Source organism: Streptomyces sp. R35, assembly GCF_041053035.1.
In the GTDB taxonomy this organism is placed as follows: domain Bacteria; phylum Actinomycetota; class Actinomycetes; order Streptomycetales; family Streptomycetaceae; genus Streptomyces; species Streptomyces lutosisoli.
In genome coordinates this window covers 1205971-1227616 of the sequence record NZ_CP163440.1, presented here as the reverse complement: position 1 = coordinate 1227616, position 21646 = coordinate 1205971, and the positions used below count along the sequence as shown (strand labels likewise).

Annotated in this window: 22 protein-coding genes and 2 pseudogenes; 11 read left to right on the top strand and 13 right to left on the bottom strand. The window is 70.9% G+C overall.

Annotated features, from left to right (window positions below):
- Positions 1–87: 87 nt before the first annotated feature.
- Both AB5J50_RS05990 and AB5J50_RS05985 read right to left on the bottom strand, forming a co-directional pair.
- Positions 88–843 carry a ferredoxin reductase gene (locus tag AB5J50_RS05990; protein ID WP_369265321.1) on the bottom strand — a complete coding sequence of 252 codons (756 nt, stop codon included), beginning with the start codon at positions 841–843 and terminating at the stop codon, positions 88–90.
- A gap of 83 nt (positions 844–926) precedes the next feature.
- Complete coding sequence (locus AB5J50_RS05985; protein WP_369255574.1) at positions 927–1532, bottom strand: sulfite oxidase-like oxidoreductase; 606 nt, start codon at positions 1530–1532, stop codon at positions 927–929.
- 305 nt (positions 1533–1837) lie between these two features.
- Here AB5J50_RS05985 and AB5J50_RS05980 point away from each other — a divergent pair, with 305 nt between their 5' ends.
- Together AB5J50_RS05980 and AB5J50_RS05975 are read left to right on the top strand one after the other, a co-directional pair.
- Entirely contained in the window at positions 1838–2758 is a 921-nt protein-coding gene (locus AB5J50_RS05980) for an NADP-dependent oxidoreductase (RefSeq protein WP_369255572.1), read from the top strand.
- Positions 2755–3468 (top strand): GNAT family N-acetyltransferase, encoded by a 714-nt coding sequence (locus tag AB5J50_RS05975; RefSeq protein ID WP_369255570.1) that lies wholly within the window; start codon positions 2755–2757, stop codon positions 3466–3468. The genes AB5J50_RS05980 and AB5J50_RS05975 overlap by 4 nt, the downstream gene beginning before the upstream one ends.
- A gap of 52 nt (positions 3469–3520) precedes the next feature.
- Here the strand turns inward: AB5J50_RS05975 and AB5J50_RS05970 are convergent, their stop codons facing one another.
- Complete coding sequence (locus AB5J50_RS05970; protein WP_369265320.1) at positions 3521–3937, bottom strand: MarR family winged helix-turn-helix transcriptional regulator; 417 nt, start codon at positions 3935–3937, stop codon at positions 3521–3523.
- Positions 3938–4168: 231 nt separating this feature from the next.
- Between AB5J50_RS05970 and AB5J50_RS05965 the strand changes: the two genes are divergently transcribed.
- The 5 genes from AB5J50_RS05965 to AB5J50_RS05945 all read left to right on the top strand — a co-directional run bounded on the left by AB5J50_RS05965 (position 4169) and on the right by AB5J50_RS05945 (position 9868).
- A complete protein-coding gene (locus tag AB5J50_RS05965; RefSeq protein ID WP_369265319.1) occupies positions 4169–5221 on the top strand; it encodes a hypothetical protein in 1053 nt (350 codons plus the stop codon).
- Between the two features lie 176 nt (positions 5222–5397).
- Positions 5398–6171, top strand: a complete 774-nt coding sequence (locus AB5J50_RS05960; RefSeq protein WP_369255568.1) for a putative protein N(5)-glutamine methyltransferase — start codon at positions 5398–5400, stop codon at positions 6169–6171.
- A gap of 128 nt (positions 6172–6299) precedes the next feature.
- Positions 6300–7103 carry an alpha/beta fold hydrolase gene (locus tag AB5J50_RS05955; RefSeq protein ID WP_369255566.1) on the top strand — a complete coding sequence of 268 codons (804 nt, stop codon included), beginning with the start codon at positions 6300–6302 and terminating at the stop codon, positions 7101–7103.
- 81 nt (positions 7104–7184) lie between these two features.
- Complete coding sequence (locus AB5J50_RS05950; RefSeq protein ID WP_369255564.1) at positions 7185–9200, top strand: NADPH-dependent 2,4-dienoyl-CoA reductase; 2016 nt, start codon at positions 7185–7187, stop codon at positions 9198–9200.
- Positions 9201–9295: 95 nt separating this feature from the next.
- Positions 9296–9868, top strand: coding sequence for a PadR family transcriptional regulator (locus AB5J50_RS05945; protein WP_369255562.1), 573 nt, complete (start codon positions 9296–9298; stop codon positions 9866–9868).
- A 155-nt stretch (positions 9869–10023) separates the two neighbouring features.
- Here the strand turns inward: AB5J50_RS05945 and AB5J50_RS05940 are convergent, their stop codons facing one another.
- The 3 genes from AB5J50_RS05940 to AB5J50_RS05930 all read right to left on the bottom strand — a co-directional run bounded on the left by AB5J50_RS05940 (position 10024) and on the right by AB5J50_RS05930 (position 12698).
- On the bottom strand, positions 10024–10563 hold the full coding sequence (locus tag AB5J50_RS05940) for a hypothetical protein (protein ID WP_369255560.1): 540 nt from the start codon (positions 10561–10563) through the stop codon (positions 10024–10026).
- 189 nt (positions 10564–10752) lie between these two features.
- Positions 10753–11682, bottom strand: a complete 930-nt coding sequence (locus tag AB5J50_RS05935; protein WP_369255558.1) for a LysR family transcriptional regulator — start codon at positions 11680–11682, stop codon at positions 10753–10755.
- 53 nt (positions 11683–11735) lie between these two features.
- The gene (locus AB5J50_RS05930) at positions 11736–12698 is read right to left on the bottom strand and encodes a fibronectin type III domain-containing protein (protein WP_369255556.1); all 963 of its coding nucleotides are present in this window, start codon (positions 12696–12698) and stop codon (positions 11736–11738) included.
- A 390-nt stretch (positions 12699–13088) separates the two neighbouring features.
- Here AB5J50_RS05930 and AB5J50_RS05925 point away from each other — a divergent pair, with 390 nt between their 5' ends.
- Positions 13089–13805: a glycoside hydrolase family 75 protein gene (locus tag AB5J50_RS05925; protein WP_369255554.1), complete on the top strand. Its 717-nt coding sequence runs from the start codon at positions 13089–13091 to the stop codon at positions 13803–13805.
- Between the two features lie 31 nt (positions 13806–13836).
- On the opposite strand, the gene AB5J50_RS05920 is transcribed toward AB5J50_RS05925, so the two are convergent.
- Positions 13837–14601 (bottom strand): SDR family NAD(P)-dependent oxidoreductase, encoded by a 765-nt coding sequence (locus AB5J50_RS05920; protein WP_369255552.1) that lies wholly within the window; start codon positions 14599–14601, stop codon positions 13837–13839.
- A 183-nt stretch (positions 14602–14784) separates the two neighbouring features.
- Here AB5J50_RS05920 and AB5J50_RS05915 point away from each other — a divergent pair, with 183 nt between their 5' ends.
- Positions 14785–15450, top strand: coding sequence for a TetR/AcrR family transcriptional regulator (locus AB5J50_RS05915; RefSeq protein WP_369255550.1), 666 nt, complete (start codon positions 14785–14787; stop codon positions 15448–15450).
- 101 nt (positions 15451–15551) lie between these two features.
- On the opposite strand, the gene AB5J50_RS05910 is transcribed toward AB5J50_RS05915, so the two are convergent.
- The 6 genes and pseudogenes from AB5J50_RS05910 to AB5J50_RS05885 form a co-directional block, all read right to left on the bottom strand.
- Positions 15552–15998 (bottom strand): PTS-dependent dihydroxyacetone kinase phosphotransferase subunit DhaM, encoded by a 447-nt coding sequence (locus tag AB5J50_RS05910; RefSeq protein WP_369265318.1) that lies wholly within the window; start codon positions 15996–15998, stop codon positions 15552–15554.
- 4 nt (positions 15999–16002) lie between these two features.
- Positions 16003–16602 (bottom strand): dihydroxyacetone kinase subunit DhaL, encoded by a 600-nt coding sequence (gene dhaL, locus AB5J50_RS05905; protein WP_369255548.1) that lies wholly within the window; start codon positions 16600–16602, stop codon positions 16003–16005.
- Between the two features lie 133 nt (positions 16603–16735).
- On the bottom strand, positions 16736–17728 hold the full coding sequence (dhaK, locus tag AB5J50_RS05900) for a dihydroxyacetone kinase subunit DhaK (RefSeq protein WP_369255546.1): 993 nt from the start codon (positions 17726–17728) through the stop codon (positions 16736–16738).
- An 845-nt stretch (positions 17729–18573) separates the two neighbouring features.
- Positions 18574–18912 (bottom strand): hypothetical protein, encoded by a 339-nt coding sequence (locus AB5J50_RS05895; protein WP_369255544.1) that lies wholly within the window; start codon positions 18910–18912, stop codon positions 18574–18576.
- Positions 18913–19028: 116 nt separating this feature from the next.
- Positions 19029–19301 (bottom strand): annotated as a pseudogene (locus AB5J50_RS05890) (gluconate kinase); the annotation flags it as partial.
- A gap of 103 nt (positions 19302–19404) precedes the next feature.
- Entirely contained in the window at positions 19405–20280 is an 876-nt protein-coding gene (locus AB5J50_RS05885; RefSeq protein WP_369255543.1) for a universal stress protein, read from the bottom strand.
- Between the two features lie 167 nt (positions 20281–20447).
- On the opposite strand from AB5J50_RS05885, the pseudogene AB5J50_RS05880 reads away from it, so the two are divergent.
- Positions 20448–20654 (top strand): annotated as a pseudogene (locus AB5J50_RS05880) (universal stress protein); the annotation flags it as partial.
- A 71-nt stretch (positions 20655–20725) separates the two neighbouring features.
- A complete protein-coding gene (locus tag AB5J50_RS05875) occupies positions 20726–21628 on the top strand; it encodes a universal stress protein (protein ID WP_369255541.1) in 903 nt (300 codons plus the stop codon).
- Positions 21629–21646: the final 18 nt, after the last annotated feature.

Sequence of the window (21646 nt, the reverse complement as noted above, 5' to 3'; positions counted from 1 at the left end):
CCAAGCCTTGGCCATCGTCCGTCCTCCGCCTTCGGCGCTTCGACCCGGCGCTTCAACTTGGCGCTGCCACGGCGTTGTTCAGCGGCCTCAGCCGAAACGCTCGATGCGGATCCGGTCCACGGGCTGGCCCGCTTCCACCAGCAACCGGGAGGCGTGCTCCGCGAACCCGTTGGAGCCGCACACATAGGCCTCCCACCCACCGGGAGGCTGCTCGGCCAGGAGCGGTGCCACATGTGCGGCCGCCATACGTCCGACCGGCACACCGTCCGGCGCGCCGCGCGTGAAGACGGGCGTGGTCTCCTCGCCGTACTCCCGCGCGTAGATGAGTTCTTCGGGGGTGCGCGAGGAGACGAGCAGCCGCAGCGGCACGTCCAGAGCCCGCGCGCGATGGTGGCGCAGCATCGACATCAGCGGGACGACACCGGAGCCGGCGCCGATGAGCAGCGCGGGCCGGTCTCCGGGCCAGGCGAAGAAGCCGCTGAGCGGCCCGCGCACCTCGACCGAGTCGCCGGGCTTGGCCACGGTGTGGAACCAGCCGGAGACCTCGCCGCCCTCGACATGGTCAAGGGTCAGCTCGATGTGACCGGCGTCGTCGGGCGGTGACGCGATGGAGTAGTGGCGCTGCGCCAGATACCCGTCCTCGGCCCTCAGCCGCAGCATCAGATGCTGCCCCGGCAGATGCCCCGTCCAGTGCGGAACCGCGAACCGGAAGGTGGCCGCGTGCGGCGTCTCCCGGCGGATCTCGGTGAGCGTGGCCGTCTGCCAGGTGGCCGCGGCGCGGTTGCTCACGGCGATCCGCCCGGGCACGGCGAACCGTGTGGGCGGCACGAAGGTCTCGGTCATCGTCCCCATCACCGGAGTTGTCTCGGTCACCGCAGTTGTCGCAGTCACCGGAACTGTCTGCGTCACCGAAGTCGTCTCAGTCATCAGTCACCGGAGTAGCGCTGCTCTTCCCAGGGGTTGCCGCGTGCGTGATAGCCGTTCTGCTCCCAGAAGCCCGGCTCGTCGTGGTCGAGGATCCTGAGGCCCGCGATCCACTTGGCGCTCTTCCAGAAGTACAGGTGCGGCACGATCAGCCGCGCCGGGCCGCCGTGCTCGGCGGGCAGCGGCTTCCCGTCGTACTCCCACGCGATCCAGGCACGGCCACCGGTGAGGTCGGCGAGCGGCAGGTTCGTGGTGTACCCGGTGTGCGAGTAGGCGACCGCGTGGGTGGCGCTCGCGTCCGGGCGTACGGCGTCCAGGAACGCGTCCAGGGACACGCCCCCGAAGCGCACCCCGAACTTCGACCAGCTCGTCACGCAGTGGATGTCACCCTCGTACGCCGAAGCGGGCAGCGCGTGCGCCTGCTCCCAGCTCCAGGTGCGCTCCTCGGCGACCAGGCCGTCGACCCGGAAGCTCCAGTCGGCGGGCGCGAGGTCGGGGGTGACCTCGGCGGACAGGACGGGCCAGTCGTCGCCCGCGTCGTACTGGCCGGGCGGCAGTCCGGCGTTGTGGGCGCGCGGGCGCCCGGTGAAGCCTCGCGTGACGTTCATAGGGGTGGTGCCTCCAGGGCCGTCGGGGACGGCGGCCCGCGGATCGAGCGTGATCAGTGCCCGCACATGCATCCGTGATCAGCGCATACGCGTACATCAGTACTTACGCATTCAACCGTACGCGGCCGTGCACCGTGCTCCGCGCCGGGGCGGGGCCCCGATCATTGCGGACATATGAACTCTCCAGGGGCGGGGGAATAGCCACGCCGCGATCTTCCTTGCCGCTAGTGCCGTATCCGGTGGCCCCTGCTACCGGTGACGGTGACCCGCGCACCCGGTGACAGCGAAGGAGAGTGAGGGAGCGGATGCCCAAGGCGTACGTCTTCACGCGGTACGGCGGCCCGGAGACCGAGGCCCTGGCGGAGCTGGACCGCCCCGGCCCGGGACCCGGCCAGCTGCTCGTCGCGGTGCGCGCCGCCGGTGTGAACCCCGTCGACTGGAAGCAGCGGACGGGCTATCGCCGCCCGGGCGGCGACGAGCGCGAGCTGCCGGCCGTGTTCGGCAACGAGGTCGCGGGGGTCGTCGAGGAGGTCGGCGCCGACGTGACCGGCTTCACGGCCGGGGACGAGGTCTTCGGCAACCCGGTGGCCGGCGGATACGCCGAGTACGCCCTGCTTCCCGTCGCCGTCACCGCGCACAAGCCCGCCGAGCTGTCGTTCACGGACGCCGCGGCCCTGCCCGTCGCGGGGGCGACCGCGTACGACGGAATCCGCCAGCTCGGCCTGCCGTCCGGCGCGACCGTGCTGATCACCGGCGCGGGCGGCGGAGTCGGTGTCGCCGCCACGCAGATCGCGCGCGCCTTCGGGCTGCGCGTCGTCGGGGTCGCGAGCGACGGCAAGAAGGACTTCGTGGAGTCGCTCGGAGCCGTGCACGTTCCGTCGGGGCCCGGCCTGGAGGAGCGGGTGCGCGCGGCGGCGCCGGACGGGGTGGACGGAGTGTTCGACCTGGTCGGGGGCGAGGTCCTGGAAGCCGCGGCGACGCTGCTGACCGACCGTACGAAGCTGATCACCGGCGCCGACCGGGAGACGGTCGCGCGGCTCGGAGGCGTACCCGTGGCACGCGCCCGCACCGCCGCGGTGCTCGACGAGGTGGCGAAACTCGTGGTGGACGGCGAGCTGCGGCCGTTCGTGACACGGACCTTCCCGCTCGACCGGGCCCGTGAGGCGCTGCGCACCGTCGAGGACGGTCATACGCGCGGCAAGATCGTGATCGAGGTGTCCGCATGACCACGCACCCGCTGGACAACCCCGCGCTCGGTTCGCTGACCGGCCCGCACGCCCACTTCGCCGAACGCCGCGGCAACGTCCTGCGCTACCCCGTGGACGTATCGCCGTGGCTGGCGTTGCCGGACGAGCCGGATGCCGACGACTGGGCGGACCTGGCGGCCCTGGTGGGCCCCGGCGGCGAGGCACCTCTGGCCGGATTCAACGGGCGGACGCCGGACGGCTGGGAGGTGACCTTCCAGTTGGAGGGCGTCCAGCTCGTCGACGACGGGATCGCCGCGGCGCCGGACGCCGAGACCGTGCGGCTCGGCTCCGCCGACGTACCCGAGATGCTGGACCTGGTCGAGCGGACCAGGCCCGGCCCCTTCCTGCCGCGCACCGTCGAACTCGGCACCTATCTCGGGATCCGCCGGAACGGCGCCCTGATCGCCATGGCGGGGGAGCGGCTGCACCCGCCGGGATGGACCGAGATCAGCGCGGTCTGCACCGACCCCGGCTTCCGCGGCGAGGGCCTGGCCACCCGGCTGATCCTGGCCGTCGCGCACGGCATCCGCGAGCGCGGCGAGACTCCCTTCCTGCACACCGCGGCGGGCAACACCAACGCCATCCGCCTCTATGAATCCCTCGGCTTCCGGCTGCGCCGCACCACCCGCTTCATGGCGGCGCGCGTGCCCGAGCACCTGGGCGACGAGCGGGTCGTGGGAGCCCGGTGACGCCGGAGACCGCGGTGATCGCGGGCGGGACCGACGGCGGCGGAGGTGCTTCTCAGCTCGCGGACGCCTTCGTGACCGGGCCTTCCTGCGAAGCCGTGGTGTTGTAGCGCAGCAGATACGAGGCGAAGCGCGCGAGATCCTCCTCGGACCAGCCCATGAGCCGCTCCCGGAACGCCACACGGCGGCTCCGGGTCACCTGGGCGAGGATCTCCGTGCCCGCCTCCGTCAGATGCAGCACCTGTACCCGGTGGTCCTCGGGGTCGAGCCGCCGTTCGATGAGCCCGGCCCGCTCGAGCGCGGCCACCTGACGGCTCACGGTGGACTTGTCCAGCGCGTAGTGCGAGGCCAGATCGGTGGCGCGGCAGCCGCCGCTCTCCTCCAGATGGCCGAGCAGGGTGTACGAGACCAGGGACAGCTCGGGATGCATGCGCCCCGCCGAGGCACGGGCCCGCCGGGCGAAGACGGTCATCTCGCGCTGAATGGTCTCGACGGCCAGGTCGGCGGCCGACGTGCCGACGGTGACATCGGCGGCCGACGTGCCGGCCGTGCCCGCCGTGACACCGGACGTGCCCGCCGTGACACCGGTCTCATCGGACTCTTCGGATGCCTTCACGGGACCTCCCTCCACTCTCCTGGTTGTATAGTACAACTTGATAGAGAGTTGTATATGCCAACCAATGGAGGACCCGTGGCCACCGGCCTGCGCTCCCCGGCCCTGCGCCATGTGCTCACGCACCTGGTCACCCCGCTGCTGATGTGTCTCGGTATGGGGCTGGCCTACATGGGCGCATTCGTGACGCCGGAGCCGAACCACCTGCCTGTCGCCGTCGTCGGCACCGGACCCGAGACGAAGGTCTTCGCCCAGACGGTCAAGGACAAGGCGGGGGACCAGCTCGACGTACGGACCGTCGCGAGCCGCACCGCAGCGGTGGACCTGCTCAAGTCCCGTGACATCACGGGCGCTTATGTGCTGAGCGCGAAGACGCCGGAGCTGGTCGTCGCCACCGCCGCGTCCGACATGGGTGCCACGGCCGTCGAGAAGGTCTTCACGCCGGTCGCCGGCCGGCAGGGAGTGCCCCTGAAGGTCACCGATGTGGCCCCGCCGGTCTCCGACGACCCCACGGGCCAGGGCCTGTTCTTCCTGCTGATCGCGTTGAGCATCGGCTCGTACGCGTCCGTCGCCGCACTCGGTGCCGCGGGTGCGGGCCTGCCCCTGCGGATACGCGCACTGCTCGCCGTGGGCGTCTCCGCAGTCGTGAGCGTCATCGGCGCCGCCCTCGCCGGGCCCGTCTTCCATCTCGCGCACCACGATCTCGCGAGCGTGTGGGCGATGAGCTGGCTCTACTCCGCGGGCATCCTCTTCATCGGCGTCGGACTCCACACGTTCCTCAAGCGATGGACCACGCTCGCGATGATGGTGCTCTTCGTGATGCTCAACTTCACCAGCTCCGGAGGCCTGTTCCGGCCGGAGCTCCAGAACGGCTTCTTCGGCACCCTGCACGCCTTCTGGAACGGCGCCGGGTTCGTCGAGGGCATCCGCAGCCTCCTCTACTTCGACCGCGACGGGCTGTCCGGCAATGTGGGGACGCTGGTCGCCTGGCTGGTGATCGGCCTGTTGGCCACGGTCGTCGCCGGTGCCGTCGAGCGTGCGCGCGCCCGTCGCGCCGTCCAGGAAGAGCCTGTCTCCGAGCCCGAGCCCGTGACCGAAATGGCGGAGGCCGAGGAGGAGCTGGAGGAGTCGGTCGCCGTCTGACCGTTCCTGTAAGGTGGCCGTTCCGGCTGCGGACCGCCCCAGCCGAGGAGTTGTCGAGGAGGTGAGACCCATTACCGCTGTGTCAGGTCGGGTGCTCTCCTCCCAAGGCAACGCGACTCACCGCCTGTAGGTGACCGCGAGAGCGCCCTTCGCTCCTCGAAAGGCTCTCGGCTTTCATGCCCCCTCTTGCTGATTCCGTTGTCGCCGCGCTCCGTTCCGCGGGCTGTGTCTTCGCCGAGGACGAGGCGGAGTTGATCCTCTCCACCGCCCGCACCCCGGACGAGGTCACCGCCATGGTGGACCGGCGCGTCGCGGGACTGCCCCTCGAACACGTCCTCGGCTGGGCCGGGTTCCACGGTCTGCGCATCTCCGTGGAGCCGGGTGTCTTCGTGCCCCGTCGTCGCACCGAGTACCTCGTCGACCAGGCGGTGGCCCTCGCCCGTAGCGCGTCGGTCGTCGTGGACCTGTGCTGCGGCTCGGGCGCGGTGGGCGCCGCCCTGGCCGCGGCCCTCGGCGGACCCGAACTGCACGCCGCCGACATCGACCCGGCCGCGGTGCGCTGTGCCCGCCGCAACGTCGCGCCGTTCGCCGGTCATGTCCACGAGGGCGACCTCTTCGCGGCCCTGCCCGGCACCCTGCGCGGCCGCGTCGACGTCCTGGCCGCCAATGTGCCGTACGTCCCCACCGAAGAGGTCGGCCTGCTGCCCTCGGAGGCCCGCGACCATGAACCCCTGGTCGCCCTCGACGGAGGCGATGACGGGCTCGACCTCGTACGCAGGGTCGCCGCGGAGGCGCCCCAGTGGCTGGCCCCCGGTGGCTGCCTCCTCGTCGAGACGAGCGAGCGCCAGGCGCCCCTGGCCGTCGAGGCCTTCGCCCGCAGCGGTCTGCTGGCCCGGCTGGCGGTCTCCGAGGAGCTGTACGCCAACGTCGTGATCGGCGTACGGCCTTAGGGTCTCGCCTCGTCTCACGGGTCGCGTGGCGGACCGGCATGCCGCCGCTTCCGGTCCCGGATCGTCGAATCGCCCCGTCTCGCGCGCAAGACTCCGGCTGAACGCAGGCGCGAGACGGAGGTTCGACGATGACCACCCCCGAGAAGTTCCGCGCGTGGGACATCCAGGAGTCCGGGCCCGCCGACGCGCGGGCGACGGTGCTGCTGCTCCCCGGCGCAATGTGCGGCCGCGCGTTCTACGAGGACCTGATGGCCGCGCCGGCGCTCGCCTCCGCGCCGGTGCGGCTGATCGCGGCCACGGTCCCGGGCCATGCGGGCACCCCGCCGCCACGGGACCTGAGCATGGAGAACTACGCGGCGCTGGCGGGCGCGCTCGCCGCGGAGCAGGGCTGCTCCGTCGTGGTCGGCCACAGCCTCGGCGCCAACGTCGCCCTGGAAATGGCGGCAGGCGGACACTTTTCCGGCCCGGTGGTGCTGCTGTCCCCGACCTTCTCCGCGCCCGACGAGCCCAGGGCGCTGGCCGTCGCCAATCGCCTCGGCGGGCTGCCCGGCATCGGAGCCCTGACCTGGTCCGCCCTGGTGAAGGTGGCGGCGCGCGCCATGGCGGGCAGCCTGCCCCCGGCCCGCCGCGAGGCCCTGGTGGCCGAGTTCAAGAAGAACGACCCGGAGTTCTGCCGCCAGGTGATCCGCCGCTACTTCGACTACCTGGACCGGCACGGTTCGCTGGTGCCCCGGCTCCGCGACTCGGGCGTGCCGGCCTGGGTCGTACGCGGCGACCACGACGAGATCGGGCTGACGGACGAGGAGCGTGCCGGACTCGACGCCGGCCCCAACGTCACGATGGCGGTCGTCCCCGACGCGGGCCACCTGGTGATGGTCGACCAGCCCGCACCGGTCGCCGAACTCGTCGCCCGGGTGGCCCTCGCTGAGTGACCCTCGTCATTGTGCAACTAGTTGCACAATACGTGGCCCGTCGTCTACAACAGACACACGACACCGCGCACGGAGGGCCCGATGAGCCGTTACCCGCACCTGCTGAACCCGCTTGACCTGGGCTTCACCACCCTGCCCAACCGCGTGATCATGGGCTCCATGCACGTGGGCCTGGAGGAGGCCGAGCGCGGCTTCGAGCGGATGGCGGAGTTCTACGCCACCCGGGCGCGCGGCGGCGTCGGCCTCATCGTCACCGGCGGCATCGCGCCGAACGACGCGGGCCGGCCGTACGAGGGCGGCGCCAAGCTGACCACCGAGGCGGAGGCCGAGCAGCACACGGAGATCACCGCCGCGGTGCACCGCGAGGGCGGCAGGATCGCGATGCAGATCCTGCACTTCGGGCGGTACGCCTACCACCAGGACCTGGTCGCCCCGAGCGCCCTCCAGGCGCCGATCAGCCCCTTCCCGCCGCACGCGCTCACCGACGCCGAGGTCGAGCAGACCATCGACGACTACGCGCGTGCCGCCCGCCTGGCGAAGCAGGCCGGCTACGACGGCGTCGAGATCATGGGCTCCGAGGGCTACCTGATCAACGAGTTCATCGCCGTCCAGACCAACCGGCGTGAAGACCGCTGGGGCGGCTCGTACGAGAACCGCATGCGCTTCCCCGTCGAGATCGTCCGGCGCGTACGCGAGGCGGTCGGCGAGGACTTCATCATCATCTACCGCCTGTCGATGCTCGACCTGGTGCCCGGCGGCTCCTCCTTCGACGAGGTCATCACGCTCGCCCGGGCCGTCGAGGCCGCCGGTGCGACGATCATCAACACCGGCATCGGCTGGCACGAGGCCCGTATCCCCACCATCGCGACCTCCGTGCCGCGCGGCGCGTACGCCTGGGTGACCAAGAAGGTCATGGGCGCGGTCTCGATCCCGCTGGTGACGACCAACCGCATCAACACCCCTGAAGTCGCCGAGCAGTTGCTCGCCGACGGCCACGCCGACATGGTGTCGCTGGCCCGCCCGATGCTCGCCGACCCCGACTTCGTCGCCAAGGCGGAAGCCGGGCGGCCCGAGGCCATCAACACCTGCATCGGCTGCAACCAGGCCTGCCTCGACCACACCTTCAGCGGCAAGATCACCTCCTGCCTGGTCAACCCGCGCGCCTGCCACGAGACGGAACTCGTCCTCGCACCGACCCGGCTGCGCAAGCGCGTTGCCGTCGTGGGCGCCGGTCCGGCCGGACTCGCCGGCGCCGTCTCCGCCGCCGAGCGCGGCCACGACGTCACCCTCTACGACGCCGCGCCCGAGATCGGCGGCCAGCTCAACGTGGCCCGCAAGGTCCCCGGCAAGCAGGAGTTCGACGAGACGATCCGCTACTTCCGTACGCAGCTCGAACTGCACGGCGTGGACGTCCGATTGAACACCCGCGTCACCGCGGACGCGCTGGACGCGTACGACGAGGTCGTCGTCGCGACCGGCGTCAGCCCCCGCACCCCCGAGATCCCCGGCGTCGACCACCCCAGTGTCGTCGGCTACCTCGACGTCCTGCGCGACGGCGCCCCCGTCGGCGACCGCGTCGCGATCCTCGGTGCCGGCGGCATCGGCTTCGACGTCGCCGAGTACCTCACCGACAGCGGCGACAAGGCGAGCGAGGACCCGGCGACGTACTTCCGGAACTGGGGCGTCGACATGGAGTACCGGGCACCCGGCGGCCTCGCCGCGCCCGAGCGGCCCGCCCCGCCGCGCACGGTCCACCTCCTCCAGCGCAAGGCCACCAAGGTCGGCGCCGGACTCGGCAAGACCACCGGCTGGATCCACCGCACCGAGCTCAAGCACCGCGGCGTCACCATGGTTCCGGGTGTTCAGTACGACCGGATCGACGACGCCGGGCTGCACGTCACCGTCGACGGGCACAGCCAGGTCCTGGAGGTCGACACGATCGTGCTGTGCACCGGGCAGGAGCCGCGCCGCGACCTGTACGAGGAGCTGCTCGCCGCGGGCCGCAGCGTGCACCTCATCGGCGGCGCCGACGTGGCCGCCGAACTGGACGCCAAGCGTGCCATCAAGCAGGGCACGGAGCTGGCGGCGGCGCTCTAGAGACGAAAGGCGGGAGGGTCGTCGCCGCATCGGGCGGGCCGTGGCCGGGCGCCCGGTCCCGTGGGCGGTGGGGCGGCCCTCCCTAGGATGACCCCATGTCACTCCCGCACGCGATCCTCACCGCCCTGCTCGAGAGGCCGTCGTCGGGTCTCGAACTGACCCGGCGGTTCGACAAGTCGATCGGCTACTTCTGGTCGGCGACACATCAGCAGATCTATCGCGAGCTGGGAAAACTGGAGGCAGAGGGCTACATCCGCGCCCTGCCCTCCGAGCAGCCGGCCCGGGGGCAGAAGAAGAGCTACGAAGTCCTTCCCGCCGGTCGCGCCGAACTCGCCCGCTGGACGGCCGCCGCCCAGGATCCGAAGCCGATGCGCGACACGATGCTGCTGCGGCTGCGCGCCTCGGCCGTCGTCGGCACGGCGGGCATCGAGGCCGACCTGCACCGCCATCTCGCCCTGCACCAGCGGCAGTTGGCCGAGTACGAGGAGATCCAGGAGCGCGACTTCCCGCCCGGCAAGGACACTCCGCAGGACCGCCTCCGGCACCTCGTGCTGCGAGCCGGAATCGACCTGGAGACCTTCTGGACCCAGTGGCTGACCCGCGCGCTGGAGGAGTTCGGGCAACTCGGGGACGAGCCGGCCGCGCAGGCGGAGGCGGCGCGGGAATAGGCGGCGTACGGAGAAGCGGCGTACGGACAGGCGGTGCACGGACAGGCGGTGCAGCGGTGCACGGACAGTCGGTGCACGGACAGGCGGTACACGGACAAGCAGCCGTCCTCCGACCGGAGTCGGGTGGACGGCCGCTGGTGTGACGTGACCGTGGGTCAGAGCCGGTGGGGCTTGGCCCGGCGGCGCAGGAACCAGGCCGCCGCCACGGTGCCCGTGGCGACCAGCGCGACGCCGCCCACCAGCGTGACCGTGCCGTAGTCCTTGACCGCTCCGCCGAAACCGCCCATGACCCCGAGTGACGGTGAGGCCGTCGCGGAGATCGTGGGCGTCGAGGGGGCCGAGACGATGATGGACTGGGTGCCCGCCGTCGTCCCGTCCTGGCAGACCACGATGACGGTATAGGTGCCCGGGCTCACACCCGACCAGGACGCGGACTGACTACTGCTCGTCCCCGTCAGCGGCATTTGGCGCCCTTGGGAGAAGTTCGCCTGTCCACCGGAGAGCAAGGAGGAGTTGCCGAAGCTGCTGCCGTTGCTCGGACACGCGCTGGTGGTGACCGAGACGACGGAACCGGTGGTGCTCACCGAGATCCCCGAACCGAACGCGACGGCCGAGGGAGCGGTCAGGGTCAGCGGCAGCGCAGCGGCGGCGGCCACGGTCAGGCCGGAGCGGAGAAGAAACTGAGTAGTACGCATAGGAACTGCCCTCCAGCGGCACGGTTGGCGGTACATCCCATGCGCCGCCGAGGATTGGAAAGGCCCGTGCTGCCTCAGGGAGAGCCAACGTGCCCCCGGCCCGGCCCGCATGCGGACGGGGACCGGGCAGGTGATGAATTCCTTCGTCCGGCCGACTGCTGATGGCTTGTTACCGCCGTGGGTGAGGCGTCACCATGTGCGGCCCGCCTGGAGCAGCCGCTTCCGGACGAGGGCCACATGCGGGTTGTCCGAGGCGCCGGGCCGCTGGGTGAGATACCCGGTGTTGATCGGCGGGTCCTCGGGCGACAGCAGGGGCACCAGGGCGCCGGAGGCCAGCTCGTCGAGGCACAGATAGCGGGGGAGCACCGTGATCCCGGCGCCGGACACGACCGCCGCGAGGACGCCCCGCAGATCGGGCACCGTGATCGCGGCCTGCCCGCTCAGCCGCACCTCGAAGACATGGCGCCAGTAGCGGCGGGCGATGGGCAGATCCTCGGCGTACGTCACCAGGGGCACCCCGTGCAGCGCGGCGGGACCCTCGGCCGCCACCCGGTCCACACCGATGCGCTCGGCCCACTCGGGGGAGGCCACGAGCACGAACTCCTCGTCCATCAGCGGCACGGAGGTGAGGGTGCGGCCGCGCGGCCGGGTCGTGGCGATCACCAGGTCGAAGCGGCCGCCGCGCAGCCCGTCCAGCAGCTCGTCGGTCAGCCCCGTGCTGATCCGCAGCCGTACGCCCTGTCCTGTCAGCGGCGCCAGCGCGGGCAGCACCTTCGTGCACAGCAGCTCGGCCGGACCCGCCACATGGACCGGGTCCGGCGGCTGGTCGGCACCGAAGCCGCCGCGATCCGCGACCGCCGCGAGCGTGTCCAGCGGCGCCGCGACCTGCGCGGCCAGCTCGTCCGCCACCGCCGTGGGCACCACACCCCGCGGCCCCCGCTCGAACAGCTCCCGGCCCAGCTGCTCCTCCAGCGACCGCATCTGCGTCGTCACCGTCGGCTGCGAGAGACCCAGCAGCCGTCCTGCCGCCGTGAAGGACCCCGTCCGGTGCACGGTGAGGAAGGTGCGCAGCAGGGAGAGATCCAGCGGAGACGCGGCATTGGGTTCTCTATGGGCCATACGAGTAACCCTATGCCGCACCTATCGCTGCTTGTCCGTGCTCACCGTGCGCTTCACTTCTCGCCCGTCGTCACCGTGCGCTCCGCCGAGAATCCGCCCCATGTGCCGTCCGGCAGCTTCGCCCTGATCCGCACCCGGTGGGCGACCCCGGCGTCCCGGCCCATGTAGAAGCTGTATGCCGACTTGCCCTCGGGCGGAGTGCCGCCCCACACCAGCGAGGTCACCGGACGCCCGTCGAGATGGATCTGGTACTCCGTGATCACTCCGTCCACTTCCGGCGCCATCCACGACAGATCGATGTAGTACGCCCCCTCCGCGCGGTGGGTCGTCGCGCGGAAGACGGCCGGCGCCGTCCCCCGGCCGTCGTCCGAACCGGGCGCGGTGGTGAGCGGGACGGCGTCGCTCCCGGGCGAGACGTTGTCCGCCGCGTCCCGCGCCTTCACGGTGAAGGAGTAACGGGTGCCGGGCCGCAGCCCGGTGACCACGGTCGCCGTCTGCGCGCCGCCGACGCTGTGGATCTTCGAGGTGCCCTGATAGATGTCGTACGAGGCCACGCCCCTTTCGTCCGTCGACTTCTCCCAGGACAGCTGGACCGCCCGGCTCCCGACCGCCTTGCCGTGCGGCCGGCCGGGGCGGGTGGGAGCCGTGTGATCGGCGGCGACCGCTGCCGGTGTGGTGGCGCGCACCTGTTTGCTGGGCGGTCCGGAGTCCCCGGCGGCGTTCCGGGCCCGGACCATGAAGACGTACGTGGTGGACGGTTTGAGCCTGGTGATGTCCACCATGTGCTCCGCGCCGGGCACTTCCTTGACCTTTGTGGTGCCGCGATACACCTCGTAGCGGGTGACCTCCGGATCCTCGGAAGCCCGGTTCCACATGACGTGCACGCTGGTGGCGCTGCCCGCCGCGGCGGTGACGCCCATCGGTGCCGAGGGCAGCCGTTCGCCCTGGCCGTCGTCCTGCGCGCCCCACCCGCAGGACGCCAGCACGAGCAGTGAGCCGCACATCAACGCACGCATCAACGCAGGGGGGACGCGTCGCACGGGTCTGCCTTCCCTCGACGGGATTGGTCTGTACCTATAAGACACGGCTGACGCGACCACATCAAGAGGGTGGGTGGCCGTTGGCCGGACCGCCGGGAACGTACGTATGCTGATCCCTGACGCGGCGTGAACTCGCCCTTGTCTCCGGGGAGTTCACGCCCACGGCGCGGACCGCTGTCGTCGCTGATCCCGCGCCGGCGAGGGCGGTCGAGTGGCCGGAGCCGACTGCGGCTTGGGCCCTCGGCCGCACGGCGCCGCCCGATGCGGTCGTGCGCCGTCCGGACCCCTTCCAGTGGACGCGCCGTCAGATGCCCATCAAATTTAGGCAAATGACCATCAATGTCCTCCAGGAGAGGGTCTCTCATCGTGCGTGTCCAGTCGCTGACGCTGGCCGCGGCCGGCGCCGCCCTGCTCGCTCCCGCTCCGGCGGCGCTTCCCGCCCTCGCCCCACCGAGCCGGCCCGTGGCGGCGGTGCGTGAGGGAAACGTCCGCGCCGCCGACCTGCTGGCGAAAGTGCGCGGCTGCGCCCCCGTCTCGAATCGGCGCTACCGCAGGGACGACGGCACCCGTGCCGACATCGCCGTGTGCGGCACGCGGGGCGCCGTGTTCTGGAAGGCCGACATGGACATCGACTGCGACGGCAGGCCAGGCCTTCGCTGCAACAGCCGCACTGACCCGCTCTTCTCCGACACCACCGCCTACCAGCAGTCCGACGGCCGTGAGCTGAGCGCCGAGACCCTCCCGTACATCGTCGTCCCGGCCCCGAGCGGCATCTGGAACCACCGGAACCACGGTGTCCGCGGCGGATCGGTGGCCGCCGTGGTCTACCGGGACCGCGTCCAGTACGCCGTCGTCGGCGACACCGGCCCGCACGACATCATCGGCGAGGCCTCGTACGCCACCGCCAAGGCCCTCGGCATCCGTCCCGATCCGCGGGACGGCGGGACGAACTCCGGGGTCACCTACATCGTCTTCAAGAACTCCCGGGTGTCACCCATCGAGAACCACGCGGCCGCCGTGACGGCGGGCGAGCGACTGGCCCGGCAGTTCGTCCGCGGCGGCTGGGCACCCTCGGTTCGGTGAACCGGGGGTGCGGGGCCTGGACGGCGGGACCTCAGACGGCGGCCCAGCCGTTGTCGACGGGCAGGATCACGCCGTTGATGTTGCTCGCCGCGTCCGAGGCGAGGAAGACGATGGCCGCCGCCTGCTCCTCGGCCTCTGCCGGCTGGCCGACGTTGCGCATGTACGAGCCCAGGACCGCGGGGCCCTGGGAGCCGGCCTCGATGTCCACGACGATGCCGGTCTTCGTGCCGCCGGGAGCGATGGCGTTGGCGCGAATGCCCTTGTCCCGGTACATCACGGCGAGGGACTTGGTGAGCCCCGCGATGCCGTGCTTCGAGGCGGTGTACGCGGCCCCCGCGGCGCTGCCGCGCAGGCTCGCCTCGGAGGCGGTGTTCACTATGGCGCCCTTGCCGGCCTCCAGCATGTGCGGCAGCACCGCCCGGGTGAGCAGGAAGGGAGCGGTGAGGTTGATCCGGATGACCCGCTCCCACTCCGCGTCGCTGACCTCCGCCACCGCCGACATGCGGTCCATGATCCCGGCGTTGTTCACCAGTACGTCCACCCCGCCGAACCGCTCCACCGCGGTCGCGGTCACCTGGTCGACGACGGCCTGCTCGCTCAGGTCGCCGGTGACGGCCACCGCGGTGCCGCCGGCCGCCGTGATCTCCTTCACGACCGTCTCGGCGCCCTCGGCGTTGAGGTCGGCCACGACGACGCGCGCGCCCTCCGTCGCGAAGGCGAGCGCGGTGGCGCGCCCGATGCCCGAGCCCGCGCCGGTGACGATGACGCTTCGGCCGTCCAGTCCAGTGGTGGTCATGACGTGCTCCCAGTGGTGCGTACGTGGTGCAACGAAGCTGCTGCGCTGCCACAGTACGACTTAATGTCTGTGAATGACAGAAAGTCCTTGCCTCTCTTTCGAAGTCCCCCGACGCCGCTTTGGAGATCGTTAGACTCACGGCAGGCCCGGGCAGCAGCCGCCGGCGGAACCGAGGAGTCACCAGTGCCGGACGGCGCGATCAGCGAACCCCCCGGCCAGAGTCGTGGCCGTACGGGACGGCCGCCGCTGACCGAGCAGCGCAAGGCGGAGATCCGGCTGGAGATCGCGCGCGCCGCGGTGGAACTGTTCGTCGCCCACGGCGTGGCCGCGACGACCGGGGAGCAGATCGGGCAGGCTGTCGGCGTCTCCGCGCGAACCGTCTGGCGTTACTTTCCGAGCAAGGAGAGCTGCGTCAGCCCGCTGTTCGCGGCCGGCATCGACGCCATCGCCGCCGCGTTGCGCGCCTGGCGTCCCGACCAGCCGCTGGAGGACGCCCTGGAAGCGGCGACCACGGCCGGCGCCGGCCCGATGGCGAGGCCGCATCTGCCCAACGTCCGTGCGCTGTTGAGGCTGACCCGCACCGAGCCGGGCCTGCGTGCGGTCTGGCTCCAGGCCCACGACGAGGCCGAGCCGGTCTTCGCCCGCGCCCTCGCCGACCGAGCGGGGCTGGCCACCGTCGACCTGCGGTCGGAGATCCAGGCCGCCATGCTCAATGCGGCCCTGCGGACGGCGGTCGAGCACTACGCGTGGCGTGGCGACGAGGAGCAGTCCGACCCCGCGACGGCGCGGGCCGAGCTGGTGTCGACCGTTCGCTCGGCCCTCGCCGTCGCGGCCGAGGGACTTGCCTGACGAAGCCAGGGGCCACTGATCCCGGCGCTCACACCTTCCGACGCGGCCAGGGATCACTCATTCCGGCGCGCACACCTTCCGGCGAAGCCGGGTCCTGGTGCTCAGACCTTCCGGTACGCGTACGCCTCCGCGGCCGCGGCCTCCACTGCGGCGAGGTCCGCGCCCGCAGACGCCGTGACGACCGCGGCGACCGCGCCCTCGACGAAGGGCGCGTCGACGAGGCGGGTGTTGTCGGGCAGTTCGTCGCCCTCGGCGAGCAGCGCCTTCACCGTGAGCACGGCGCTGCCCAGGTCGGTGAGGACCGCGACGCCGGCGCCGCGGTCCACGGAGGCTGCCGCGGCGGCGATCAGCTCGGCGCTCGTGCCGAGGCCGCCGTCTGGGGTGCCGCCCGCCGGGGCGACGGGAGCGGTCGTGCCACCGCCCGCCAGGCCCGTCGCCAGCTCGGCGACGGAGGCGGCGACGGCGGCACTGTGGGAGACCAGCACGATCCCTACGAGCTTGTCCGTGCCGTCACTCGTCGAGGTGGTCGAGGTGGTCGAGGTGTCCATGGAGTCACTCACCGGCCGCCTCCACGAGTGCCGCGATCAGCAGGGACGAGGACGTGGCCCCCGGATCCTGGTGCCCGATGCTGCGCACACCCAGATAGCTGGCCCGGCCCTTGCGGGCCTGCAAAGGCGTCGTCGCGACGGCGCCCTCCTCGGCGGCGGCCTTCGCCGTGGCGAAGGAGTCGGCGAGCGCGTCGACCGCGGGCACCAGCGCGTCGATCATGGTCTTGTCGCCGGGTGCGGCTCCGCCCAGCGCCATCACCGCGTCGACGCCCGTGCGCAGCGCGTCCGTGAACTGTTCCTCGGTGACCTCGGCGGCATCTCCGAGCGTCTTGCCGGTCCGGCGCAGCAGGGTGCCGTACAAGGGTCCGGACGCGCCGCCGACCGTCGAGATCAGCTGACGACCGGCGAGCGTGAGAACGCCACCGGGCGTGTCCGGCGCCTCCTTCTCCAGCGCGGCGACCACGGCGGTGAACCCGCGCTGCATATTGGTGCCGTGATCGGCGTCGCCGATAGGCGAGTCCAGTTCGGTGAGTCGCTGCGCCTCGCGGTCCACGGCCGAGGCGGTCACCGTCATCCAACGGCGGAAGAAATCGGCGTCGAGCACGGAATCTCCTTGCGTGGTACGAGCGTTGATCGCGCGGTACGAGCGTCGATCGGTTTCGGGCCCTCGGCAACTGGCTGCCTGTTGACCGGGTTCACACGCGGCCTCATGGCAGCCGACTGCCTGTTGACCGAGTTCACACGCCCCAGCGCAGTCCCGGCGTCTTCACCGGCGCGTCCCACAGCCGCAGCAGCTCCTCGTCCACCTGGCACAGCGTCACCGAGGCGCCCGCCATGTCCAGCGAGGTGACGTAGTTGCCGACCAGCGTGCGCGCCACCGGGACGCCACGCTCGTCCAGCACCCGCTGCACCTCCGCGTTGAAGCCGTACAGCTCCAGGAGTGGGGTCGCACCCATGCCGTTGACCAGGAGCAGCACCGGGTTGCGCGGGTTGAGGTCCTCCAGGATCGCGTGCACCGAGAAGTCGGCGATCTCGCTGGAGGTCATCATCGCGCGGCGCTCCCGGCCCGGCTCGCCGTGGATGCCGACGCCCAGCTCCAGCTCGCCGGGCGGCAGGTCGAAGGTCGGGCTGCCCTTGGCCGGAGTCGTGCAGGCGCTGAGCGCGACCCCGAAACTGCGGGAGCTCTCGTTGACCTGCCGGGCCAGCGCTTGGACCCGCTCCAGCGGTGCGCCCTCCTCGGCGGCGGCACCCGCGATCTTCTCCACGAACAGCGTCGCCCCGGTGCCACGCCGCCCCGCCGTGTAGAGGCTGTCGGTGACGGCCACGTCGTCATTGACGAGGACCTTCGCGATCTGGATGCCCTCGTCCTCGGCGAGCTCGGCCGCCATGTCGAAGTTGAGCACGTCACCCGTGTAGTTCTTCACGATGAACAGCACGCCCGCGCCACTGTTCACGGCGGCGGCCGCGCGCAGCATCTGGTCAGGCACCGGAGACGTGAAAACCTCGCCGGGACAGGCCGCCGACAGCATGCCGGGGCCCACGAAACCGCCGTGCAGCGGCTCGTGCCCCGACCCGCCGCCGGAGACGAGGCCCACCCTTCCGGCGACCGGAGCGTCCCGCCGTACGATCACCCGGTTGTCGACGTCCACCGTCAGCTCGGGATGCGCCGCCGCCATGCCCCGCAGCGCGTCCGCGACCACCGTCTCCGCCACGTTGATGAGCATCTTCATGGGAACCTCCTGGTGAGCTGAGCAGACAGGTCCCTGACCATGGTTCTTACAGGTCAGAGTGGGTTCGGTTGTTTGTCGATCTTGGCGCTGCCTGGCGCCTGTAGGCGGGCTCTGGCGGGCTCTGGCGGGACTGGTGCTGACCTATTGCTGACTTTCTTGACTGAGTGTCAAGTGTGGCTGGCGTGTGGGTCGGCGGCCCGAGGGCCACTCTCGGCAGTATCGGCTCTGCGGGGGCGATGGTCACGCGTGATGACGTTCTTGGGTCTGGGTGAGTCCTCTGGCCCGCCCCATTGCGCAGGGACGTCGATAACACCGCCATCTTTTGACGTGATCAGGTCGTGTCCGCGCGATCCGGCCGCCGACTTCTATCGTATTACCAGAGATGATCTATCAATGGGGTCGCATGGGTGCGCGGATTCGTTCGTCGTCGGCTGCGGATCAAGAAATCTTTGTGCCGGGGCAGAGGCGCCCTTCCGGGGCGATTCGAAATCTTCTCGGGGTCGCCCGTCTGTGCTCTGGCCGAAGCGGGCGTCTCGTTACTGAAGTCGGCGTACAGCCCGACTCGCGTCTGTCAGTACGGCTCTGGCCTGGGCTTATGGCCTGGTCGCCTTTACCTGCCAGGGGAGTGCAGGTAAAGGCGGCGCCGACCTCGACGCGTGGATTCGGTCTCTGTGCGCTCTCGTCGTTGCCGGGGCTGCTGCGTACGCCTCATACATTCATCAGCGGGAGCTCGCCCGCCTGGGCGGAGTGAATACGGTGAGCGCGGAAGCCGGTGCTCGTCGCTGCATGGCCTCCGGTCGGCCGGGAGAGATCCGTCTCGGAGAGTCCCCGGGCCATCTTGGGGATCATGAACACCCGGGTGACGAACTCCCCGGAGATTCCATGGTGCATGGGCGTGAGGTATCGATCAGAGCGAAGTCGCCCTGCTCCAGGAACGTCTCATGACCGTTCTGCTCCAGCCTGCTTCGGCCGGCGTCGAGGAACGCCAACTGCAGGGCGTCCGAGGGATCCTTGGCGACGTGGCGCCATGTCCGGCGCGCCACGAACGGCTGGCCCCGCGGTTCGGTGACCACGAGAATGTGGCCGAAGCGCTCGTACCGCGACTCGATCGTGCGGGGCGGCGCACCACGTGCGGGCATGACGTCCAGATCCAGGAGCGGCAGCTCATCCGCCAACTCGCCCACGACCGGCTCCCGCCCCAACTGCGGCCGCCTGACGTCTTATCCGCCGTACCCTGGTCCGTTGCGACAACCACTAGAACTCAAGCGGGTGGGAGCGGGGCATCAACGTGTCCAGAAGCCCCTTCTCGTACCAGTTGGGAGAGGCAGCGCTGCGTCGGCATGCGACGCATCACCGCGACGGGCTCGGGCACATCCGTGTCCGGACTGCGGATTTCCCCGACGCCCAGATAGACATCGTGGGTGAAGCGACGGTTGAGCGCGACCTCCTACTCGCACGCGGTACGTCGAGCAGCAACGGTGGTGTAGTCCAGGATCCCCGGATCGAGCGGTTCCTTGACCTTGTAGGCGCGGTCGCCGAAGAAGAACACAACCGCGGTGTGGGTCTCGCGCACCTCCGCGCGGGGGAGCGGCGGAGAGCCGAGGCCGGTGCTGGTACGGAGCACGGACGCGTCGGCCCGACGCACCGCCTCCACCGGCTCCCTGCTGTGGTTCGGCTCAGTCATGAGGGACGACGGCGACGGGGCAGCGCGCGTGATGGACGGCGGCTTGGGCTACGGAGCCCACGTGCGGTGCCACGGGGGGACGGTGCTTGCGTCGGCCGACCACCAGCAGCCCGGCGCTCTCGGCCTCCCGTACGGCGACCTTGGCTGGGCTTTCGAGCCGCACCACGTCGACCACCTGCACACCGGGGAACTTCTCACGCCACGGGCGAAGCGCCTGGCTCAGGTGCTTCTGGGCGTCCTGTGTGATCTCTTCGGTCACGTTGTGGTCGACACCCCAGGGGACGCGTGCGTGGATCGGCACGCTTCGGCCGTGGACGGCCCTGAGGGGCATGCTCCGCGCCGCGGCGGTCACGAAACCGAATTCGAGCAGCTCGTCGCTCTGGCTGTGCAGTTTCAGCGCCACGACCACGGCGCCTGCCGTACGCGGAGTGGGCTGCGGCCTTCCTTCGTGTGTCGCGGCACGTACCAGCACCACGGGGCGTTCGGCTCGTGCTACGACGGGCATGCTGATGTCGCCCAAGAAGTAGCTCTCGACGGGCAGCAGCCCTCTGGAACCGAGCACGAGCATCTCGGACTCCGAAGCCGCGTGCAGCAGCGCGTTCTCGGCGTCGTCGGCCACCAGGTTGCCGACGACGGAAAGTCCCGGGTGGCGTGCCTGGAGCTCCGCCTGCGCAGTGTGGACGATCCGCTTGGCCCAGTAGTTCTGGTCCACCTCCGAGGGGATGTTGGTCGGTTCGGGCACCAGCAGGGGCCAGGCGTGCAGCAGGCGCAGCGTGAGCTTGCGCCGCTCAGCTTCGTCGGCGGCCCAATGGGCGGCGGCAAGGCTCTCGGGTGAGCCGTCGAGGCCCACCGTGATGACTGGCTCCATGGCGACTGCCTCCGTCTCGCACGAAGCTGGAGTGACGGTGAACGGGTCCACTCGTCCAGACTGCGCCTCCATGCCGAGTACGGCCTCTTCTCATTCGAGGAGTACCCCAAAGTGTCCCGCGGCGGATGCGAACCCTGATGCGGCAGCGCTCGGAAAGGTATGGAGTCCGGCAGGCGCTCCTGGAAGCCGCGTCAGGCGCTGACCTGCTCGTCGTCGGAGCCCGCAGACGACGTGGGCACGCAGGTCTCCAGCCGGGCCTCGTCAACCACGCGGTGCTGCATCACGCGCCGTGTCCGGCCGCGGGTGATCACGACTCGGTCGAGGGTGCACGTCGCCAAGCATGGGCCGGACGGTCCTCGGTGAGGACCTGGTAGCCCCTGCCCGTGCGCCGGGCACAGCGCCACGCTTGTACCGACGAGAAGACCGAGCGTCGGAGGTGCGCGTCATGCTTCAGCCCGTTGCCGTCGGAGTCGATGGATCGGCCGAGAGTCTGGCCGCTGCCGAGTGGGCGGCCCACGAGGCCGTGCGCCGTGATCGACCACTGCGTCTGGTGCACGTCTGGAACTGGCACCCCCGCCAGACGGACGGCGAGATCGCGAACGCCGCCCAGCGTCATCTGGCCCTACGTGCCCTTCGTCGGGCAGAGGAACGTGTCCGCGCCGCGTGCCCCGGTGTCCGTCCGTACGACGAGCAGGTCGAGGGCCCGGCGGCCACGGCCCTGTTGACGGCGGCCGAGCGGGCCGACCTGCTGGTGCTGGGCTCGCGCGGACTGAGCGGCTTCACGGGATTCCTCGTGGGTTCAGTCGCCCTGGACGTGGTGGCGCGGGCCACGCGTCCCGTCGTCCTCGTACGAGCGGGTGAGGAAGCGGAGGACGCACACCTCCCGGCAGCCGACGGGAGCGCGTCCACGAGCAGCGGCTACCGCGACGTTGTGTTCGGCATCGATCTCGGCGACGCGTGCGACGAGGTGATCAGGTTCGCCTTCGAGGCGGCACGGCTGCGTCACGCACGGCTGAGGGCCGTGCACGCCTGGCAGGCGCCGTCCCCGCTCGGCCTCGGCCCCGGCGACATCGGTCTGGTGGACGGCCCCCAGCGGGCGGACGAGTGGCTGGGTTTCCTGTCCGGCGTACTCCACGTGTGGCGCGACAAGTACCCCGACGTAGAGGTCTTGGAGTCGGTGGCGGAGGGCAAGGCCTCGGACGTGCTCGTCCGGGCGGCGTCCGGAGCGAGCCTGCTCGTCGTCGGGCACCGCTTGGCCGGGCGGCCGATGGGCCCGCGCACCGGCCCCGTGACCCACGCCGTGATCCATCACGCAGGCTGCCCTGTGGCCGTCGTACCGCATGCGTGAGAGAGCCGAGTCGAGTCG